13 protein-coding genes and 1 tRNA gene are annotated in these 17,361 nt (G+C 70.6%); 7 read left to right on the forward strand and 7 right to left on the reverse strand.

Translation table 11 applies throughout. From position 1 onward, the window contains the following. The first annotated feature begins 191 nt into the window (after positions 1 to 191). Entirely contained in the window at positions 192 to 2,141 is a 1,950-nt protein-coding gene (locus ACS5PM_RS11225) for a hypothetical protein (RefSeq protein WP_439387701.1), read from the forward strand. A gap of 22 nt (positions 2,142 to 2,163) precedes the next feature. Here the strand turns inward: ACS5PM_RS11225 and ACS5PM_RS11230 are convergent, their stop codons facing one another. From ACS5PM_RS11230 to ACS5PM_RS11240, 3 genes are all read right to left on the reverse strand, one after another. Beyond that, the gene (locus tag ACS5PM_RS11230) at positions 2,164 to 3,504 is read right to left on the reverse strand and encodes a phospholipase D-like domain-containing protein (RefSeq protein ID WP_439387702.1); all 1,341 of its coding nucleotides are present in this window, start codon (positions 3,502 to 3,504) and stop codon (positions 2,164 to 2,166) included. A gap of 284 nt (positions 3,505 to 3,788) precedes the next feature. Then, positions 3,789 to 6,695, reverse strand: coding sequence for a PAS domain S-box protein (locus ACS5PM_RS11235; protein ID WP_439387703.1), 2,907 nt, complete (start codon positions 6,693 to 6,695; stop codon positions 3,789 to 3,791). A gap of 61 nt (positions 6,696 to 6,756) precedes the next feature. Next, positions 6,757 to 7,710: a LysR family transcriptional regulator gene (locus ACS5PM_RS11240; protein WP_439387704.1), complete on the reverse strand. Its 954-nt coding sequence runs from the start codon at positions 7,708 to 7,710 to the stop codon at positions 6,757 to 6,759. Positions 7,711 to 7,836: 126 nt separating this feature from the next. Here ACS5PM_RS11240 and ACS5PM_RS11245 point away from each other — a divergent pair, with 126 nt between their 5' ends. From ACS5PM_RS11245 to ACS5PM_RS11255, 3 genes are all read left to right on the forward strand, one after another. Beyond that, positions 7,837 to 8,115, forward strand: a complete 279-nt coding sequence (locus ACS5PM_RS11245; protein WP_439387705.1) for a hypothetical protein — start codon at positions 7,837 to 7,839, stop codon at positions 8,113 to 8,115. A gap of 40 nt (positions 8,116 to 8,155) precedes the next feature. After that, positions 8,156 to 8,410 carry a hypothetical protein gene (locus ACS5PM_RS11250; RefSeq protein ID WP_439387706.1) on the forward strand — a complete coding sequence of 85 codons (255 nt, stop codon included), beginning with the start codon at positions 8,156 to 8,158 and terminating at the stop codon, positions 8,408 to 8,410. Positions 8,411 to 8,531: 121 nt separating this feature from the next. Next, positions 8,532 to 9,437 carry a sulfotransferase family protein gene (locus ACS5PM_RS11255; protein ID WP_439387707.1) on the forward strand — a complete coding sequence of 302 codons (906 nt, stop codon included), beginning with the start codon at positions 8,532 to 8,534 and terminating at the stop codon, positions 9,435 to 9,437. Between the two features lie 194 nt (positions 9,438 to 9,631). On the opposite strand, the gene ACS5PM_RS11260 is transcribed toward ACS5PM_RS11255, so the two are convergent. Then, a complete protein-coding gene (locus ACS5PM_RS11260; RefSeq protein WP_439387708.1) occupies positions 9,632 to 10,060 on the reverse strand; it encodes a hypothetical protein in 429 nt (142 codons plus the stop codon). Between the two features lie 615 nt (positions 10,061 to 10,675). Between ACS5PM_RS11260 and ACS5PM_RS11265 the strand changes: the two genes are divergently transcribed. The 3 genes from ACS5PM_RS11265 (at position 10,676) to ACS5PM_RS11275 (ending at position 14,058) form a co-directional block, all read left to right on the forward strand. Beyond that, positions 10,676 to 12,091: an amidase gene (locus ACS5PM_RS11265; RefSeq protein WP_439387709.1), complete on the forward strand. Its 1,416-nt coding sequence runs from the start codon at positions 10,676 to 10,678 to the stop codon at positions 12,089 to 12,091. A 5-nt stretch (positions 12,092 to 12,096) separates the two neighbouring features. Continuing rightward, on the forward strand, positions 12,097 to 13,458 hold the full coding sequence (locus ACS5PM_RS11270) for a tetratricopeptide repeat protein (protein ID WP_439387710.1): 1,362 nt from the start codon (positions 12,097 to 12,099) through the stop codon (positions 13,456 to 13,458). Between the two features lie 171 nt (positions 13,459 to 13,629). Then, on the forward strand, positions 13,630 to 14,058 hold the full coding sequence (locus tag ACS5PM_RS11275; RefSeq protein WP_439387712.1) for a YciI family protein: 429 nt from the start codon (positions 13,630 to 13,632) through the stop codon (positions 14,056 to 14,058). 52 nt (positions 14,059 to 14,110) lie between these two features. Here ACS5PM_RS11275 and ACS5PM_RS11280 read toward each other — a convergent pair. The 3 genes from ACS5PM_RS11280 to ACS5PM_RS11290 form a co-directional block, all read right to left on the reverse strand. After that, a tRNA-Phe gene (locus tag ACS5PM_RS11280) sits at positions 14,111 to 14,186 on the reverse strand. A gap of 64 nt (positions 14,187 to 14,250) precedes the next feature. After that, positions 14,251 to 14,970, reverse strand: coding sequence for a response regulator (locus tag ACS5PM_RS11285; protein ID WP_439387713.1), 720 nt, complete (start codon positions 14,968 to 14,970; stop codon positions 14,251 to 14,253). Between the two features lie 48 nt (positions 14,971 to 15,018). Beyond that, the gene (locus tag ACS5PM_RS11290) at positions 15,019 to 17,274 is read right to left on the reverse strand and encodes a sensor histidine kinase (protein ID WP_439387714.1); all 2,256 of its coding nucleotides are present in this window, start codon (positions 17,272 to 17,274) and stop codon (positions 15,019 to 15,021) included. Positions 17,275 to 17,361: the final 87 nt, after the last annotated feature.

Raw genomic sequence — 17,361 nt, forward strand, 5'->3', positions numbered from 1 at the left:
AAGGCGAATCTTCGGCCTCCGGCAGCCGCCCCGCCGGGCTGCCTCCGGCGCGGCCGGCATCGACGCCCGCCTCCTCGCTGGGGCCCCGCACATCTGCTCTCCCGGCATCGCGGGCTGCTCCGGCGGCGGCGAGCGCGTCGGGCGGGGCGGACGGCGCAGCGGCATCGTCCAGGCCGGCGGCCCCGCTGCCCATGTCGGCCGCGATCGCCTTGCGGCTCCTGACCGCGCATGCCGACGGCGTCCCTGCGCGCGAGAACGCCGACAACCTGAACATCCCCCGGCCCACGGCGAACAAGTGGCTGGCGGCCGGCCGCTGGCAGGCCGAGAACCTCGCCACCCGCCTGTCGAAGATGCCGGACTACGCGAAATTCCGGGCTCAGCTGGAGCCGCTCGTCGCCAGGCTGGGATTGCACGCCGGCGCGCTGCCCGAGCCACCGGAACGCGGCCGTGCCAAGATGGACGCGCTCGTGCTTAGAAGCGCCCTGGAGGCTCTCGTCGAGCATCGCGAACGAACGGGCGGGCGCGGACGCAAACTTTCCCAACCCGCGCTGACCGAGCAGCTGCGCCAGCAGGGCTTCCAGGTCTCGATGTGGACCCTGGCCGACTGGCTCACCGCCGACGGACGCCTGAAGACGCCGCCTTCATCGGTGGCCAACCTGCCGGGCTTCGCCGACGAGGGCGACGCCATCCTCCTGGCGCTGTCCGTCCTCGGCCATGACGACCTCGCCGCCGAAGTCGCCGACGCCGTACCGGGCGAGCTGAAGGCGGTGAGCGCACGCGACATCGCGGCCGCCTTGCAGGCGCTGGCCGATTCGCCGCAGCAGGGGCTGTCCAAGGCCTGCCTCGACCAGGGCCTGCCGGTGTCCATCACCAAGTACTTCAGCACCTCGGGCCGGCCTCGCGCCGGCATCGAGACGGTCGCCGCCATGCCCGACTTCGCCGAGCACCGCGATGCCATCGTGGCTGCGCTGGCTCGCCTGGGCCACCACGCGGACGCCGCTTCCCTGCCCGCCGTCGCGATGCCACTGCGGGATGCGCACGACCAGCTCAGCCGCCAGTTCGATGGCGTGATGCAGGCCTTCGCCGTGATGCGTTCGCAGCCGCCGCTTTCGCTGCTCGACGCGGCGCACGTGGCGGGCATCTCCGCGCAGTTGCTCGCCGTGCTGGCGACCCCCGACGGAGCCCTGCAGGATCGCGCCGCGATCGACGACCGCATCACCGGCGACCATGCCTTGATGCGCCCCGCGATGGCCGGCATGCTGGACCGCCTGCAGACCTCGCTGGCCGGTGGGCCGGAGCAGCCGCCCGGGGCCGCGCCCCTGAAGGCCCTGCGCCTGCCGGGTGCCGGCCGCGCCCCCGACCGGACGCTGATCGTCCTGCCGGACAGCCACGACCCGGGCCCCGGTGCCGCCGGGCGCCTGAGGCAGATCTTCTATGCCGATCCGCAGGCCGTTCGCGGCCCGCGCTCCTATGCGGGCGAGCGGCCGCGCCAGGCCCTGCGCTGGTTGGCGACCGTCCTGATGCAGCAGTTCCCGCTGGGGGTGGAGTTCCAGTGCTACTTTCACCGCGGAATGCGCCAGATCGTGGTGTCGTCCAACGTCGACGGGGTGAACAACGATCTGCGGGACTTCCTGGCCGCTGGCGGGATGGAGTCCCTGCTGGCCGGGGACGGGCAGGATGCCGCGACGGCGTCCACGCGCGCCGAGCGCCACCAGGCGCGGCTGTCCCACGCCATGGGCGATCTCGGCAACACGAGCGAAACCGAGCTCGAGGAGATCCTGGCCGCCATCGCCGAACGGCGTTTCCAGGTGCCGGCGCGCTCCTACGGCAGAGCCCAGAGGACCGTGGACCTGCACGCGGAAAGGCGGATCAAGGATTTCGTCGAGGCGCTGGATCCGGACTTCGATGCGCAGCGCCTGGCCGGCACCAGGCGCCCGTGCGGCTCCTGCGCCGAGGTGGTCGGCCTGCCGGACGAAGGCACGCGCGGACCGTTCTGGCACAGCCAGAACGCGCAGGCGGGAACGGACACTGAATCCCTCATCGCCCGCAACGTCGCGGCCGGCATTCGAACCTCGATCACCGAGACCCGGACCGGCCGGCTGAGCTTCGACACCAACACAGACAGCGACTCCGACGGCTGAGCCGAGCCAGCCGCTCTGGCGCCTAAAGCCAGTAAGCGAGCAGGCGCCCGAGCCACTCGTGCAGCCGGTCGCCCAGCGGTCGGTTCTCCCAGGCCTGCAGCGAGACCTGCTCGGACGCCGCGCGGTCGCGTGCGAAGGCGTTGCGCATCTGGTCGCCGAAACCGCTGCCCAGCACCACCGCATTGAGCTCCTGGTTGTGCACGAAGCTGCGCCAGTCGAGGTTGGCCGAGCCGACGGTGGACCAGACGCCGTCGATCACGGCGGTCTTGGCATGCAGCAACACTTCGCGCCGCTCATAGAGCTTGACGCCGCAGCGCAGCAGCGTGCCGTAGTGCGAGCGGCCGGCGCTCTGCACCAGGGCCACGTCGGTGTGGCGGGGCAGGATGAGCTCGACATCGACGCCGCGGCGGGCGGCCGTGCACAAGGCATCGAGCAACTGCACGTCCGGCACGAAGTAGGCCATCGTGATGAAGATCTCCTCCTCGGCATGCGCGATGGATGACATCAGGGTGTTGTAGATCGCGCTTTGCGTGTCGCGAGGCGTGCTGGGAATGGCGCGCACCACGTGTCGCCCGACGGGCTGGCGCGGCGGCGGCGGCGTGTAGTCGCCGCCCGAGATCGGCGGGCCGTTCTGTTCGCCCCAGGTGTTCAGGAAGATCTGCTGGAACTCCGCCACCACCGGACCCTCGATGCGCAGGTCGGTATCGCGCCAGGGCCGCTGTGGCTCCTTGTTCTTGGCACGCCTTCGCGCCGCTTCTTCGCGGCTGCGCGGGATGGAGCCGCTGGAGTACTCGGCGCTGATGTTGATGCCGCCCATCACCGCCACCCGGCCGTCGACGATCAGCAGCTTGCGGTGGTCGCGCTGGTTCGGGTCCCAGCCGGCCGGCGCCTGCAGCGGATTGATCGGGTTGTATTCGAGCACCGACACGCCGGCCGCCCGCAGCCGGTCGAAGAACTCCGCCGGCGTTTCCAGCGTTCCCACACTGTCGACGAGCAGGTTCACCACCACGCCCTCGCGGCGCTTGGCGATCAGGGCATCGGCGAAGCGCTGGCCGGCCTCGTCCGCCTGCAGGATGTAGGTCTCCATGTTGACGTGGTGGCGGGCCGATTCGATGGCCGCGAACATCGCCCTGTAGGTCGCATCGCCGTCCTGCAGCAGGGTGACTTCGTTGTCCGTCACCAGCGGCTGGCCGGTGAGCGCGCTCTCTATGGCCAGGTGGCGGTCCAGGATGGGGCTGGGCGTGCCGGGATCGGCCTTCAGGCGTTCGATGATCTGCTTGCTGCGCGCGGCGGAGGTCTCGCCGCGCGCGGTTTCAACCCGCGCCTGCGGCTGTTGTGCTGCCAGCGGCACGGCAGGCGGCATGGGAGCGCAGCTCGCCAGGCCGAGCGCGAGGCCGGCAGCGAGCAGACTCCGCTTCCATTCGCGGCGCAGGAGCAGAGGGCGGTCGTTCGGGCAGGCGGGCATCGTGTGGAGGCCGCCCGTGGCCGGCGGGCTCCGAAGCAGTCTCAGGCAGGCGCGGCTCGCCGTCTGCCAGCGCAGGGCGGCTGCGGCTGTGGGACCAGGCTGACACACCCTTCCCACCCTTCACCAAGGCTGAGATCCCCGGACCCCGGCGCCCGGCGCCGGCCGTGGGCCGAACCCGCTGTTCAGACGGGCGAGCGCACCCAGCGCGAGAGCACGCGCACCAGCTCGTCCGGCTGCACAGGCTTGCCGACGAAGTCGTCCATGCCCGCGGCGCGCGCCTGCAGGCGTTCATGGTCCAACGCGGCGGCGCTGAAGGCCACCACGGGCAGCGTCGCCGTCGCCGGGTTGGCCCGCAGCGCCCGCACCGCCGACAGGCCGTCGAGGACCGGCATGTGCAAGTCCATCAGGACCAGGTCGTAGGCCTCGGGATGGACCAGGCAGGCCTGCACCGCCTCGGCGCCGTCGTGGGCCGGGCTGACCGTGGCCCCGAGGCGCGCCAGCATCTCGGTGGCGATCAGCATGTTGACGGGGTTGTCCTCGGCCACCAGCAGGCGCAGGCCCCTCAGCGGCGCCTCGCCCTCGCCGAAGCCGGTGATCGGGCCGGCTTCGTCTTCGCGCGCCGCGGGCAGGCCCAGCTCGGCCCAGAAAGTGGCGCCCTCGCCCGGCATGCTGCTGGCGCCGACCTGGCCGCCCATCAGCTGGGCCAGCTCGCGGGTGATCGACAGGCCGAGACCGGTGCCGCCGAAGCGGCGGGTGGTGGAATGGTCGGCCTGCGCGAAAGGCTGGAACAGGCCGGCGAGCACCGCCGGCGCGATGCCTATGCCGGTGTCCGCCACCTCGAATCGCACCCGCCCATGCGCCGCCCTCTCGGCACGCAGCTGCACTTCCCCCTGGCGGGTGAACTTGATGGCGTTCGCCAGGAAGTTCGACAGGATCTGCCGCAGGCGCAGCGGATCCCCCCTCACGCGCCGCGGCACGCCCGGCTCGATGGTCAGCCGCATGACCAGTCCCTTGGCCTCGGCCAGCACGGCATGGGCGCCGTGCACCTTGTCCAGCAGGTCGTGCAGGTCGAAGGCGATGCGCTCGACGTGCAACTTGCCGGCCTCCATCTTCGACAGGTCCAGCACGTTGGAGACGATGCCGTTCAGGCTTTCGGCCGCGTCGATCAGGTAGCGCAGGTAGTTCTGCCGGCGCGCGTCGGGTTGCCCCGGCGCGGCCATCAGCCGGGCCAGTCCCAGCACGCCGTTCAGCGGCGTGCGGATCTCGTGGCTCACGTGGGCCAGGAAGGCACTCTTGGCTGCGTTGGCGGCCTCCGCCTCGGCCTTGGCCTCGGCCAGGGCCTGCTCGGTGCGGCGGCGTTCGGTGATGTCCTCCATCACCCAGATCGCGCCGGCCGCATCCGGATGGCGTGGGTCGACCAGCCGGGAGCGCAGCAGCGCGATGAAGGTCGAGCCGTCCGGTCGCTGCAGCTCCTGCTCGATCTCCACCGGCAGGCCCTGGTCCAGCAGTTCGCGGATCCGCTGCGTGAAACTCTCGTAGGCCTCCTCGCCGCCGAAGATGTCCGCCACCGGCCGTCCGGCCAGGCTGCCCGGTGCCTGCCCGAGCAGCTGCTCCAGCCTTGGGTTGACCCGCTCGACGCGGCGCGAACGCACGAGGGCCACGCCCACGGCCGCATGGTTGAGGATGGCGTCGCCCTGCAGCCGTGCCCGCTCGTCGTCCGTCACGTCGCGGGTGATGAGCACCGCCACCGGTTCGCCGCTCCACTGGAAGCGCGCGGCCGAGATGATCACCTCGCGCTCGGCGCCATCCGGGCGCATCGCTGTGGCGCGCAGGCCGCGGACCACGTCGTCTTCCTTGCGCAGGCCTTCGCGCAGGCGGGTGGCGTCCGCCGGGTCGCGCCACATGGCCAGCTCGACGCCGGACCGGCCCAGCACCTGCTCGGGCCGCTCGTAGCCGGTCATGGCCAGGAAGCCCGGGTTGGCCAGCAGGATCTTGCCGGTGCGCAGGCTGGCGACGGTGATGGCATCGGGCGACAGGCGCACCAGCTTGTCCAGCAGGACCCGCGAACGCTCGTGCTCGCGCGCGGCCAGGACCTCGCCGGTGACGTTCTGGCTGATGCCCCACCATCCGACGTGCTTGCCGGTCTCGTCATGGACGGGCTCGCCGTTGCCGCGCACGCAGATGACCTGGCCGTCAGGGCACTCGAAGGTGATGACGCGCGATCGGTAGGGTCGGCGGGCGCGCAGGTCGTCCATCAGCCGGGTCCACTCCTCGTCGCGCACCGCTCGCGGCCCGCCCTCCTGGTCGATGCGCAGGAACTCGGCCACCGTGCGGCCGGTGTGGCGCTCGAAGCTGGGCGAGATGAAGGTGATGACGCCGCGCCGGTCCGCTTCCCAGGTCCAGTCGCTGCCCAGGCGCAGCAGCTCGGACAGCCGGTGCTCCTTCTGCCAGGCGTCGTGCAGGCTCTGGCCGAACTGGCGTCCGAGGATGAGCGCCACCAGCAGGGACCCGATGGCCAGCAGCACGTGCGAGACCAGCCGCACGCCCGGGCCGTTGGCCTGCGCGGCGGCCATGCCGGCGATCCGGCCGCCCGCCTCGCCTTGATAGATCAAGATCAACAAGGCTATTTGCAGCGCCGTCAGCAGCCAGGCCAGGCGCGGATGCGTCAGCACGCCCGTCAGCACGATCAGGACGGCCGTGGCGGCCAGCAGCACCGACATCAGGCCCAGTCCGGTGAACCAGGCATACAGCGCGAAGCTGCACTGCAGGGTCAGCAGCAGCACGGCGGCGGCCCAGCGAGGCGAGCTTCGGTGCGCGAGGAGGGCCGCCAGTCCGGAGCCAGCCACGAGCACCGCTGCCACCGCGAGCCGGCCGGCCGCATAGGGATTGGCCGTGCCCAGGCTGGCCTGCAAGGGCACCGAGATGCCGAGCAAGGCCGCCAGGGTCAGCGCCACCCACAGCAGCGCCCGTACCGCGACGCGGTCGCGCCCCAGCTGGGCCTGGCGGGCCCCCTGGGTGAAGGGAAGCCCGGCGAAGGGGACGTCGGCCTCGACGGTCGGCACGAAGGACTCCAGGAGATGGCGCAGCATAAGTTACCGCCTGGCGGCGCGGCATCGGGTCGTGTCCGGCCGCGACGGGCCACCAGATCCCTCAAGAGACCGACGCCGCGGGCGGCGCAGGGGGCTCGGATCGTTCGATGAGTCCGCGCAGCCAGCGATGCGCCGGGTCCGCGTCGCGCCGCAGGTGCCACAGCATCTCGATGTGGATGCGGCCCAGCTCGAACGGGAGCTCGCGGGTCACCAGCTCCTGCTCGAATCCGGTGGCGGGGATGAATCGCTGGGGCAGCACCGTCAGCAGGTCGGACCGGATCACGACCCGCCCGGCGGTGAAGAACTGGTTGACGGTCAGCACCACGCGTCGCTGCCGCCCCAGGCCGGCCAGCGCCTGGTCGACGAAGCCGTGGGCCCGGCCCGAGAAGCTGACCAGCAGGTGGTTGGCCGCGCAGAAGGCCTCCAGGTCCAGCGCACCGGGCGCGGCCAGGGGATGGTCGCGGCGCATCACGCAGACATAGCGCGTCTCGGACAGGCGCTGGTGATGCAGCGTCGCATCCCCGCCCTGGGCCTCGATGTGGGCCACCGCTTCGGGGAAGTAGCCCACCGCCAGGTCGCAGTCGCCCTGCTCGAGCAGCGCGCGCGGGTCGCGCGTGGTCAGAGGCAGCACCCGCAGGTTGGCCAGCGCGCGCTGCTGCTCGATGCTCGCCACCAGCCTCGGCAGCAGCAGGGCGGCCGTGGCGTCTGCCATGGCCAGGCGCAGGTTCACCGCATCCCGCTGGGGGTCGAAGACCGCTGGCGCCAGCACTTTCTGCAAGCCGCTCAGGGCGGCCCGCACCTGCGGCCATAGCGCACGTGCCCGGGCCGTGGGTTTCATGCCGTGGGCGCTGCGCTCGAACAGCGCCTCGCCAACCGCGTCGTGCAGGCGCTTGATCGCATGGCTGACGGCAGGCTGGGTCATGGCGAGGGTCTGCGCCGCACGGGTCAGGCTGCCCTCCGCCATGACGACGTCGAACACCCGCAGCAGGTTCAGGTCGAGTGTGCGGAAGTTCATGATCGGATTTGATATTCGGCGTTCACATAACCAATGTGAACAATATTCAGTAGACCGTGATACGTATTAACCCTAGGATCCCCCCATCGAACCACTGTTGAGGGCCGCCAATAGCGGCAGATCCGAATGAACGCGCCGTCCCTACGCCCATCCCACGCTCCAGGCTCGCGCCGCCAGCGCGCGGCGTCCCTGAAGACCGTCCTCCGGCATCGCCTGCATGGCGTGGCCGTGGGGATCTGGTCGGCGCTGGAGACCACCGCCCGGCTGCACGCCGCCTCCGAGCTGCTGCGCGAGGCCGGCCGCCTGCAGGCCAGCGACCCCGCCCTGGCCGACTCGCTGCGGGCCTTGACGTCCGCCACCAAACCATCCCATTCGCGCGCCGGCACCCTGGCGCGCGCTGCGTGAGGCCGCTACCGCGACCCCTCTCGTCCATCAGGAGCACACCATGACTGCCATCACTTCCAAGACCTTCACCTACGGCCCCAGCCTGAACATTCCCCGCGGTGCGCGCGCAGCGGCCGACCTCTTCCTGGCCGCCGGCCGCCTGCTGGCCGGGCTGATGACGCACAAGCCCCAGCGCAGCCAGGACATGTCCGCCGAGGAAGTGCGCCACCTGGCCCTGTCGGTGCAGAACAGCGACCCCGGCTTCTCGGCCGACCTGCTGGCCGCCCTCGCGCGCCACGACGCCGACGCCCGCTGAAGGGCGCGGAAGGCCTGCGGCTGGAAGAAGCCCCGGGCTTTCCTGCATGATTCGCGGCGAGCCGCCGCGCCACCTTCGCACGGGTGACCTGCAGGCGTGAAGCAACGCCTGCAAGGATCCCATGCCAGTCTTCATCGTCGGTTTCGCGCGCTCGGGCACCACGCTGTGCCAGCGCCTGGTCTCTTCGCAGCTGGGCCTGCCCACCCTGCCGGAGACACACTTCTTCGAGCGGCTCGACAAGTACCACCCCAAGGACCGGTACCTCTCGCCGCAGGGCGCGCGCGGGCTGCTGCATGAGCTGTCGGAGCTGCTGCCGATCGACCTGGCGAACTACCGCGACCTGCTGGCGATGGATCCGGTGCGCATCCGCGACCTCTTCCTGAGGCTGGTCGCCGAGCAACTGGGCAGCCGCACGCTCGCCCTGCGCGGACGCTGGCTGGAGAAGACGCCACTGCACGCCTTCTTTGCGCCGCGCATCGGCCGCATGTTCTCGCGCGCACAGTTCATCTGCATGGTGCGCCATCCCGAGCTGGCCTTCGCGTCACGGCGCGAGCTCAACGAACCCGGCAAGGGATGGGGCGAGCCCTGGCGCCCCATAGAGGTCCTGTGCAAGGAGTGGGGCGACCTGATGGCGGTCATGCGGGCGTTCGACAAGGCCCAGCCGGGCCGCGTGCTTTACGTGCGGCTGGAGGATCTGTCCGCCCGGCCGCGACGCGAGCTGAACCGCATCGCGCGCTTCCTGGACCTGCCCGCCGACGACGCGCAGGGGGAAGTCGATGAAGGCGCGCTGCTGCAGCCCTTCGAGACCTGGAAGGCCGACGCGCTCAAGCCCGCCGACCGCGACATCGCCCTGCGCACCGGCCGCACCCAGCTCGACGCCTACGACCGCTGGCGCGTGCAGACCTTGCTGGCGCCCGAGTTGAAGGCCTTCCGCTACCACGACCCGCAGCTGCAGCCGCCGACGATGGACCCGCTGCACCGCAAGCTGATCGAGTCGATCGACTGGTACATGAATCCACGCTACTGAGCCGCAGATCAAAGCGGCGCGGGATCACCGGGCGGGAGCTGTGATCCGATCAGCGCAGGGGCCGTTTCCACGCAGCCTCGTCGCAAAGTGAAATGAAAAATGGGGGCGGATCTCTCCGCCCCCAATGTGTTCGGGCTGGCGTGCAACGCGCCGGCAGGACGCCGGCACGTCACACCGTCATCCGATGCAGGTCCTCAGCGCGCCAGCGACGAGACGCCGCCCTGGCCCTCAGCGACGCTGCATGCACCACTGGTGACGGAGATGGGCATGTCTTGCTGGATCACGGTCTTCACGCCGCCGGAAATGCCGGTCAGCGTGCCGGTGTTCTTGGCGAACTTGAACTTCCAGTTCAGCGCATCCCAACCGTAAGCGGCGGCAGGGTTGCAGCCCTTTGCGCCCTTGCAGACGGTCTTGCCCAAGGAGTAGACAGCCTTGGTCTGCGCGCCCGCGGAGCCGCCGCAGTCATAGTTCTTCCAGGTGGCCGAATTCTCGCCGTCGTACTGCATCGCGTCGCAGTAACCGGCGGGAGCGAAGGAGACGCAAACGGGGAACGTGGCTTCCTCAGCTGCGGTGACGCCTGCAGCGCAGGCGAGGAGAGACAGTCCGAAAAGAATCTTCTTCATGGGTTTACCCCCGATGTGGATGGTTGAACGGCCGTCAAGTCCAAGGCGGAAGAAGCCATACGCCTCGCCCCCTCAAACGCCCTCTTTCTTGCGGCTAACCCCTGGGTTACAGGACCCCGGACGCAGCAGCAATGTGTGTGGGTGCGCGGATTCTCTGAGCGAGGTTGCGACATCCCTATCCCTCATTCAAGGCCTGGGAAGACCCGGACCGAATTCGAGGGGTTGCCATAACGCCCGAATGGGTGCAAACCGAAAGGCCGCGCACCCGCCGGCCCGCGAGGAATCGCGCTCCACGGCCCAGAAACCGGCATTGCGGGCGATGCGAAATGAGCACGCCCATCAACTGTCGCCGGCGGCGCGCCCTCGGGCCTCGCGGTCGTCCCGCAAACAGGCGACGAGCCGCTGCGGCGGATCGCACTGGGGGGCCATGCACGGCAGGAGCGCCAAGGCCGCCGCTTCCTTGTCGGCTGGCCGACACTGCCGGCCGATCGCCGCGACGGCCGGACCGGCGCCACCGGCGGGGCCGGTCTGAGGAGGTGCCTGCTGGGCCGGAGGCGCTTTCGGCGCACACTGGCGCCCTCTCGCGCGGCCCTCCCTTTTTTTGTGCAGACCACAGTGAACGACATCCACCGACTGAGCGCACTGGAACTCGGCGCGGCCTATGCCTCGCGCCGCCTGTCCCCGACCGAGGTGACACGCTCGCTGCTCGACCACGTCGCGCGATGGGAGCCGCACATCGCGGCGCTGTGGCTTCACGAGCCGGATGAAGCCATCGCCCAGGCTTCGGCTTCGGAGCAGCGCTGGGCGCGTGGCGAGCCTTTCGGCCCCTTGGACGGCGTGCCCGTCACGCTGAAGGAAAACATCGCGACGCGCGGGGTGCCGGTGCCGCTGGGCTGCGCAGCGACCGAGCTCGCGCCGGCCCTGGAGGATGCGCCGCCGGCTGCCCGGCTGCGCGAAGCGGGGACCGTGCTCCTCGGCAAGACCACGATGCCGGATTGGGGCATGCTGTCCTCCGGCCTGTCGAGCTTCCACAGGCTCTCCCGCAATCCGTGGGACATCCGGCTCAATCCGGGCGGATCGAGCTCGGGCGCAGGTGCCGCATGCGCAGCGCGTTATGCACCTATCCACCTGGGCACCGACATCGGCGGCTCCATCCGCCTGCCCGCGCACTGGTGCGGCATCGTCGGCTTCAAGCCCAGCCTGGGACGCGTGCCGATCAAGCCGCCTTACGCAGGACGCGTCGCCGGGCCGATGACGCGGCATGTCGCGGATGCAGCGCTCGCGATGAGCGTGCTCAGCCGGCCCGACCGCCGCGACGCGATGAGCCTGCCGGAACAGCACTTCGACTGGATGGCGCTGGACCGCGATCCACGGGGCCTGCGCATCGGCCTGTGGCTGGATGCGGGTTGGGGCGATCCGCTGCAGCCCGAGGTGCGTGCGGCCGTGCAGGCTGCAGCGCTCGCCTTCGAAGCGGCCGGCGCCACCATCGTGCCGGTGCAGCCGTTCTACCCCAGGGACATGGTCGACGGCCTTGACCGCTTCTGGCGCATGCGCTCGTGGATGGAGTACCGCGCGCTGTCACCCGACCGGCAGGCCAAGGTGCTGCCGTACATCCGCGAATGGATTGCGAGTGGGGAGCACCTGACGGGCGAAGAGGTGTTCAGCGGCTACAGCCAGATGGCCGCGTTGCGCGATGCGAGCGTGGCGGCGCTGGAGGGCCTGGATGCCCTGCTGGCGCCGGTGAGTCCTGACGTGGCCTTCCCGGCCGAGCAGGCGAGTCCTCGCAACGACCCGCTGCAGCCCTTCGAGCACATCGCCTACACCGTGCCGTTCAACTTCGGCGAGCAACCCGCCATCTCGCTGCCCAGCGGCGTGACGAGCCGTGGCCTGCCTGTCGGTCTGCAGATCATCGGCCAGCGCCACGACGACCTCGGCGTGCTGCAGATCGCCCGCCTGTGGGAGCAACTGCGGCCTGAGCTGCCGGCCTGGCCGGAGCCGCCGGAGACCGCCGCGGCGCATCCACTACAGTAGCCCTCATGACGTTGCCGACCGCTTCGACCCGGCTCGTGGACCCGCGCGACAACCGCCTGGGCACGGCCTCCCACGAAGCGGCCGACCGGGTCGAGACCGCGCTGTGGCGAATGATGTCGTTCTTCGACACGCCCCTGGCGGATCTCGAAGCCGCCCGTGCGGCGGACGAGGGCTGGGCCCTCCCGCTCGTCATGCAGGCCGGCTTTCTTCTGGGCCTGACGGAGCCGGCGCACGAGGCCGAGGCGCTGCGCCTGCTCGACGAAGCCGAATCGCTGCTGCCCGCCGCGACGGCGCGCGAGCGAGCGCACTTCGAAGCGCAGCGGGCCGTGGCCGACGGCCGCTGGCAGCAGGCCTGCCGCATCTGGGATGAGTTGCTGCTCGAGCATCCTCGCGATGCGCTGGCCCTGCAATGGGCCTGCCTGTGGGATTTCTATCGCGGCGATGCGAACGGCCTGCGCCAGCGTCCCGCCCGAGCCCTTCCGGAGTGGAGCGAGTCCGATCCCCTGTTCCCCTGCGTGCTCGGCCTGTATGCCTTCGGCCTCGAGGAGTGCAATCTCTACCCGCAGGCCGAGGACATCGGACGCCGCGCGGTGTCCGGCGACGCGCGCGTGCCCTGGGCCGTGCACGCGGTCGCCCACGTGATGGAGATGCAGGGGCGCTTCGAGGACGGTGCCGCCTGGCTGCGACAGCATCAACCGGGCTGGGCCGAAGGCAATGGCTTCTCGGCCCACCTGTGGTGGCACATGGGCCTGTTCCGCCTGGAGGCGCTCGACGTGCCCGGCGTGCAGCGGCTGATCGATGCCCACCTCTGCGGCGACGTGCTGCAGCTGACCGCGCAGCGCGTTGACGCCGCCTCGCTGCTGTGGCGCATGCACCTGCTTCAGGTAGACGTCGGCGCCCGCTTCGTCGAGCTTCTGCGCGACTGGCAGCCGGCGGACGAGGATGCAGGGCACTACGCCTTCAACGACCTTCATGTGCTGGTGGCCTTGCTCGGTGCCGACGAGCTCGTGCGGGCTGAAAGCTGGATCGCCCGATGCGCCGCGCGCGCGATGTCGGCAGAGGATGCGCGGCGCAGCAACCACGCCATCGCGCGCGAGGTCGGCCTTCCCCTCATGCGCGGCCTGCTGGCCTTCGCCCATGGCGATGCCGACAACGCCGTCGCCACCTTGCACACCGCACGCTCGCAGGCCCAGCGGCTCGGTGGCAGCCATGCGCAGCGCGACCTGATCGACCAGACCCTCATCGCGGCATCGGCACGCGCCAGCCACCGCCACGTCGGCCGTGCGCTGCTCAACGAGCGGCGACTGGCCAAGCCGATGACGCCGCTGACGAGGCACTGGGCCGAGCAGCTCGGCATCGAGCTCTGAGGAAGGCCGGCAGGCGGCTGCGACCGTGATCGCCCGGCGAAGGCGGAGTGGCGCGCGCCGCAGACCGCGCGCTAGCATCCGCGGCAGCCGCCTTCGCGGCTGGAGGCCTCGGTCATGTCCCCCTGGAAATCCTCGCCCGCGTGCAGTGCCCTCGCGTTGCTCCTGTCAGCCATGGCTGCGTCGAACGCGCGCGCGGCCGACCCTCCGGCCAACCCGCGCTACGACGCGGAGCTGGCCACGTCCGTCGGCGCCGACGAGCGGGGCATGCGGCGGTATGTGCTGGTGGTGCTCAAGACCGGCCCCACGCGCGTGCCCGCGGGCCCCGAACGCGACGAGATGTTCAAGGGCCACTTCGCCAACATCAAGCGCCTGGCGGGCGAAGGCAAGTTGGCGTTGGCCGGCCCGTTCGACGGCGCCGAGGGCTGGCGCGGCATGTTCATCTTCGCCACCCCGAACGTCGACGAAGCCAAGGCCTGGGTCGGCACCGACCCCGTCGTGATGAAGGGCGAGATGGTGGCCGAGTACCACCCCTACTACGGCTCGGCGGCCCTGATGCTCGTCAACGCCGCGCACGAGAAGGTCTCGAAGCAGGCGTTCTGAGACCCCACAAGCAAAAAGGCCCGAGCGGGGTGCGCTCGGGCCTTCTGAGATCTGGTGGCCTGGGGCGGAATCGAACCACCGACACGCGGATTTTCAATCCGCTGCTCTACCAACTGAGCTACCAGGCCTGGGAAAGCGCGAGAGTATAGCAGCTAGGTCGCGCCTGGCCGCCCGCAGGCGACGCGGGCGCGCTCAGACCGCGCCGCCCCTGCGGTTGCGCGTCAGGTCGACCCCGAGCTGCTTGAGCTTGCGGTACAGGTGCGTGCGTTCCAGCCCGGTCTTCTCGGCCACGCGGGTCATGGAGCCGTTCTCGCGGGCCAGGTGGAACTCGAAGTAGCTCTTCTCGAAGGCGTCGCGCGCTTCGCGCAGCGGGCGGTCGAGATCGAAGCTCTGCTCGGCCTGGGGGCCGAGGTCCACCGGCAGCACGGGCAGGCCCATGGCGCCGGTCATCCCCGACTCCGCCGTCAGGGGGCCGTCGTTGTGGCCTTGCAGGCCGTTCATCATGGGCTGGGCAGAGGGGGTCAGCGCCGTCGTGGCGGCCCGGGCGGGCGTGCGGGCCAGCGATTGCTCGACGGCTCGCAGCAGCTTCTGCAGGGTGATCGGCTTCTCGAGAAAGGCGATGGCGCCGAACTTGGTCGCCTCGACCGCCGTGTCGATGGTGCCGTGGCCGCTCATCATGATGACCGGCATCGTCAGCAGGCCGCTGGAGCCCCATTCCTTGAGCAGCGAGATGCCGTCGACATCCGGCATCCAGATGTCCAGCAGGACGAGGTCAGGTCGCAGCCGCTCTCGCACGGCGCGCGCCTGGGCGGCGTTTTCCGCGAGCTCGATGGTGTGACCTTCGTCGCTGAGGATTTCCGACAGGAGGGCTCGAATGCCCATCTCGTCGTCCACTACAAGAATCGTTGCCATGCATCTGGGCGGCCCTGCCCCTGGCGGCCGGCGGCGTTCGCGCCGGCCTCAGGCGGGTGTGATCGGGTCCGCGCGGTGTCCCTGTTCGCTGAAGCTGGAAAATGATAACGAAACCTGCGCGCCGGCCGGCCCTTCGCCGCCCTCGGGCGCAGGCAGGTTGACGATGCGCACGCTCGCGCCGTGTTCGTCGGCAATCTTCTTGACCACGGCGAGCCCGAGGCCCGTGCCCTTGCTCTTGGTGGTCACGTAGGGCTCGAAGGCGCGCTTTTGCACCTTTTCGGCGAACCCGGGGCCATTGTCGGTCACTTTCAGACGCAACACGCGGGCCCGCCCGTCGCTCTGGCGCTCGAGCTCGGTGCTGAGCACCACGCGTGCATCCGGCCTGCCGGCGCAGGCGTCGATGGCGTTCTGCACGAGGTTGTGGATGACCTGTCGCAGCTGGCTGGGATCGCCGCGCACCAGCGGCGCGCCGCTGTCGACCTGGGCCACGAGCAGGCCCTTGTCCTGGGCATCGTCGTACAGCGCCAGCACCTCGCCGATCAGCCCGTTGAGGTCCACCGGCTGCAGCTGGGCGGCGGGCAGGCGGGCGTAGTCGCGGAACTCGTTGACCAGCTGCTTCATCGACTGCACCTGCGCGACGATGGTGGCCACCGAGCGCGCCAGCATCCCGCGGTCGGCCGGCTCCTGCAGCTTGGCCTCGAGCTTGTGCTGCAGGCGCTCGGCGGAGAGCTGGATGGGGGTGAGCGGATTCTTGATCTCGTGCGCCAGCCGGCGCGCCACCTCGGCCCAGGCGACGCTGCGCTGGGCCGACACGACCTCCGTGATGTCGTCGAACACCATCAGCCGGGCGCGGCCGGGCAGAGGGGCGCCGCGCACGAGGAGCGTGGTGCCCAGTTCGTCGAGTGGCGACAGGCGCAGTTCGAACGAGTCCTGCCAGTGGTCCCGCTCGCCGGCCTCGGGGCTGGTCTGGTTGAGCTCGAAGCGCTGCCACACGCTCTCGGCGAATTCGGCCAGGCCCGGCACTTCCTCCAGGGCCCGGCCGACGTAGGCCGACAGCGGCGCGCGCAGGATCCGCGTCGCGCCGGGATTGACCGTGTCGATGCGGCGCTCGCGATCGAACACGATCACGCCGGCGGTGAGGTTGTCCAGGATGGTCTGCAAACGCGTGTGGGCGGTGTCGAGCTGGTGCAGGCTGGCCTCGGCCTGGGCGCGGGCGCTGCCGAGCTGCTCCGTCATGTCGGCGAAGCTGCGGGTCAGGCCGCCGATCTCGTCGCGAGAGGCGAACACCGGCTTGGCGCCGAGATCGCCTTCGGCCACCTGCCGCATGCCCTCGGCCAGCATCAGCAGCGGCCGCGCGAGCTGGTTGCCCAGCACGACCGCGAGCAGCACGGCGCCGAACACCGACAGCGCGAGCGACAGGGTCAGCGTGCCGATGTACATCCGGCGCAAGCCCTCGCGGGACAGGGCCCGCTGCTGGTACTCGCGGTAGGCGGCCTGCACCACCAGCGCATTGCCTGTCAGTGCCTGCGGCAGCGGCTGCACCACCATCAGCAGGCGTTCCTCCTCGGTGAGCGACAGGCTGGCCGAGGGCAGCATCGCCAGCGCCCGCAACCGCGCCCCGGAACCGGAGGCGAGGCCGACCTCGTCCTCCAGCCCTTCGATCTGGCTGGCGGATCGGCGGGTGCGCACCTGGTGCAGCAGCGTGGAAGTGGGCCGCTCAGGGCCCAGCGAAGGCATGGCGCCGGCGGTCAGCCGGACCTTCCCGTCCGAGCCGAGCAGCGTGACTTCGTCGGCGCCGAGCTGCTCGCGAAGGCGCTCGAGGGCCAGCGTGTCGATGGTGCCGCGTTCGACCAGCCGATCGGCCGCGGTGCGGGTCTTGGCTTCGAGGTCCGAGGCCAGCGCGGCGAGGGTGTCCTTGCCGAGCGCCAGGCCGGCATTCAGGGCGCTCTCGACCCGCGTGTCGAACCAGGCCTCGATGCTGCGCGAGACGAACTGGTAGCTGACGGTGTAGATGAGCGCGCCGGGCAGCACGCCGACCAGCGCGAAGATGCCGGCCAGCTTCAGCAGCAGCCGGCTGCCGAACTTGCGCTGCCGGAACCGGTAGCCCAGCCGCACGGCGGCACCGGCCAGCACCATCAGCAGCAGCGAGGCCACCGCGGTGTTGAGCCAGAACAACCAGACGAAGTGGCGCTCGAAGCGGCTCGGGCCCTGCGCCAGCAGCGACAGCACGAAGGCCAGCACCAGGCCCAGCCCCGCTGCCAGCAGCAACGCGAGCCCCCAACCCCAACGCGACAGCGCTCTCATGGCCGATTGTCAGCCGCGCGGTGTGCTTCCAGCCCGGCGGCCCGGGCGGGCCGCCGCCATGGTCTTCTGGGGCGCCAGCGACCGGAA

This window comes from Ideonella flava, from assembly GCF_051857595.1.
Classification (GTDB): Bacteria; Pseudomonadota; Gammaproteobacteria; order Burkholderiales; family Burkholderiaceae_C; genus Ideonella.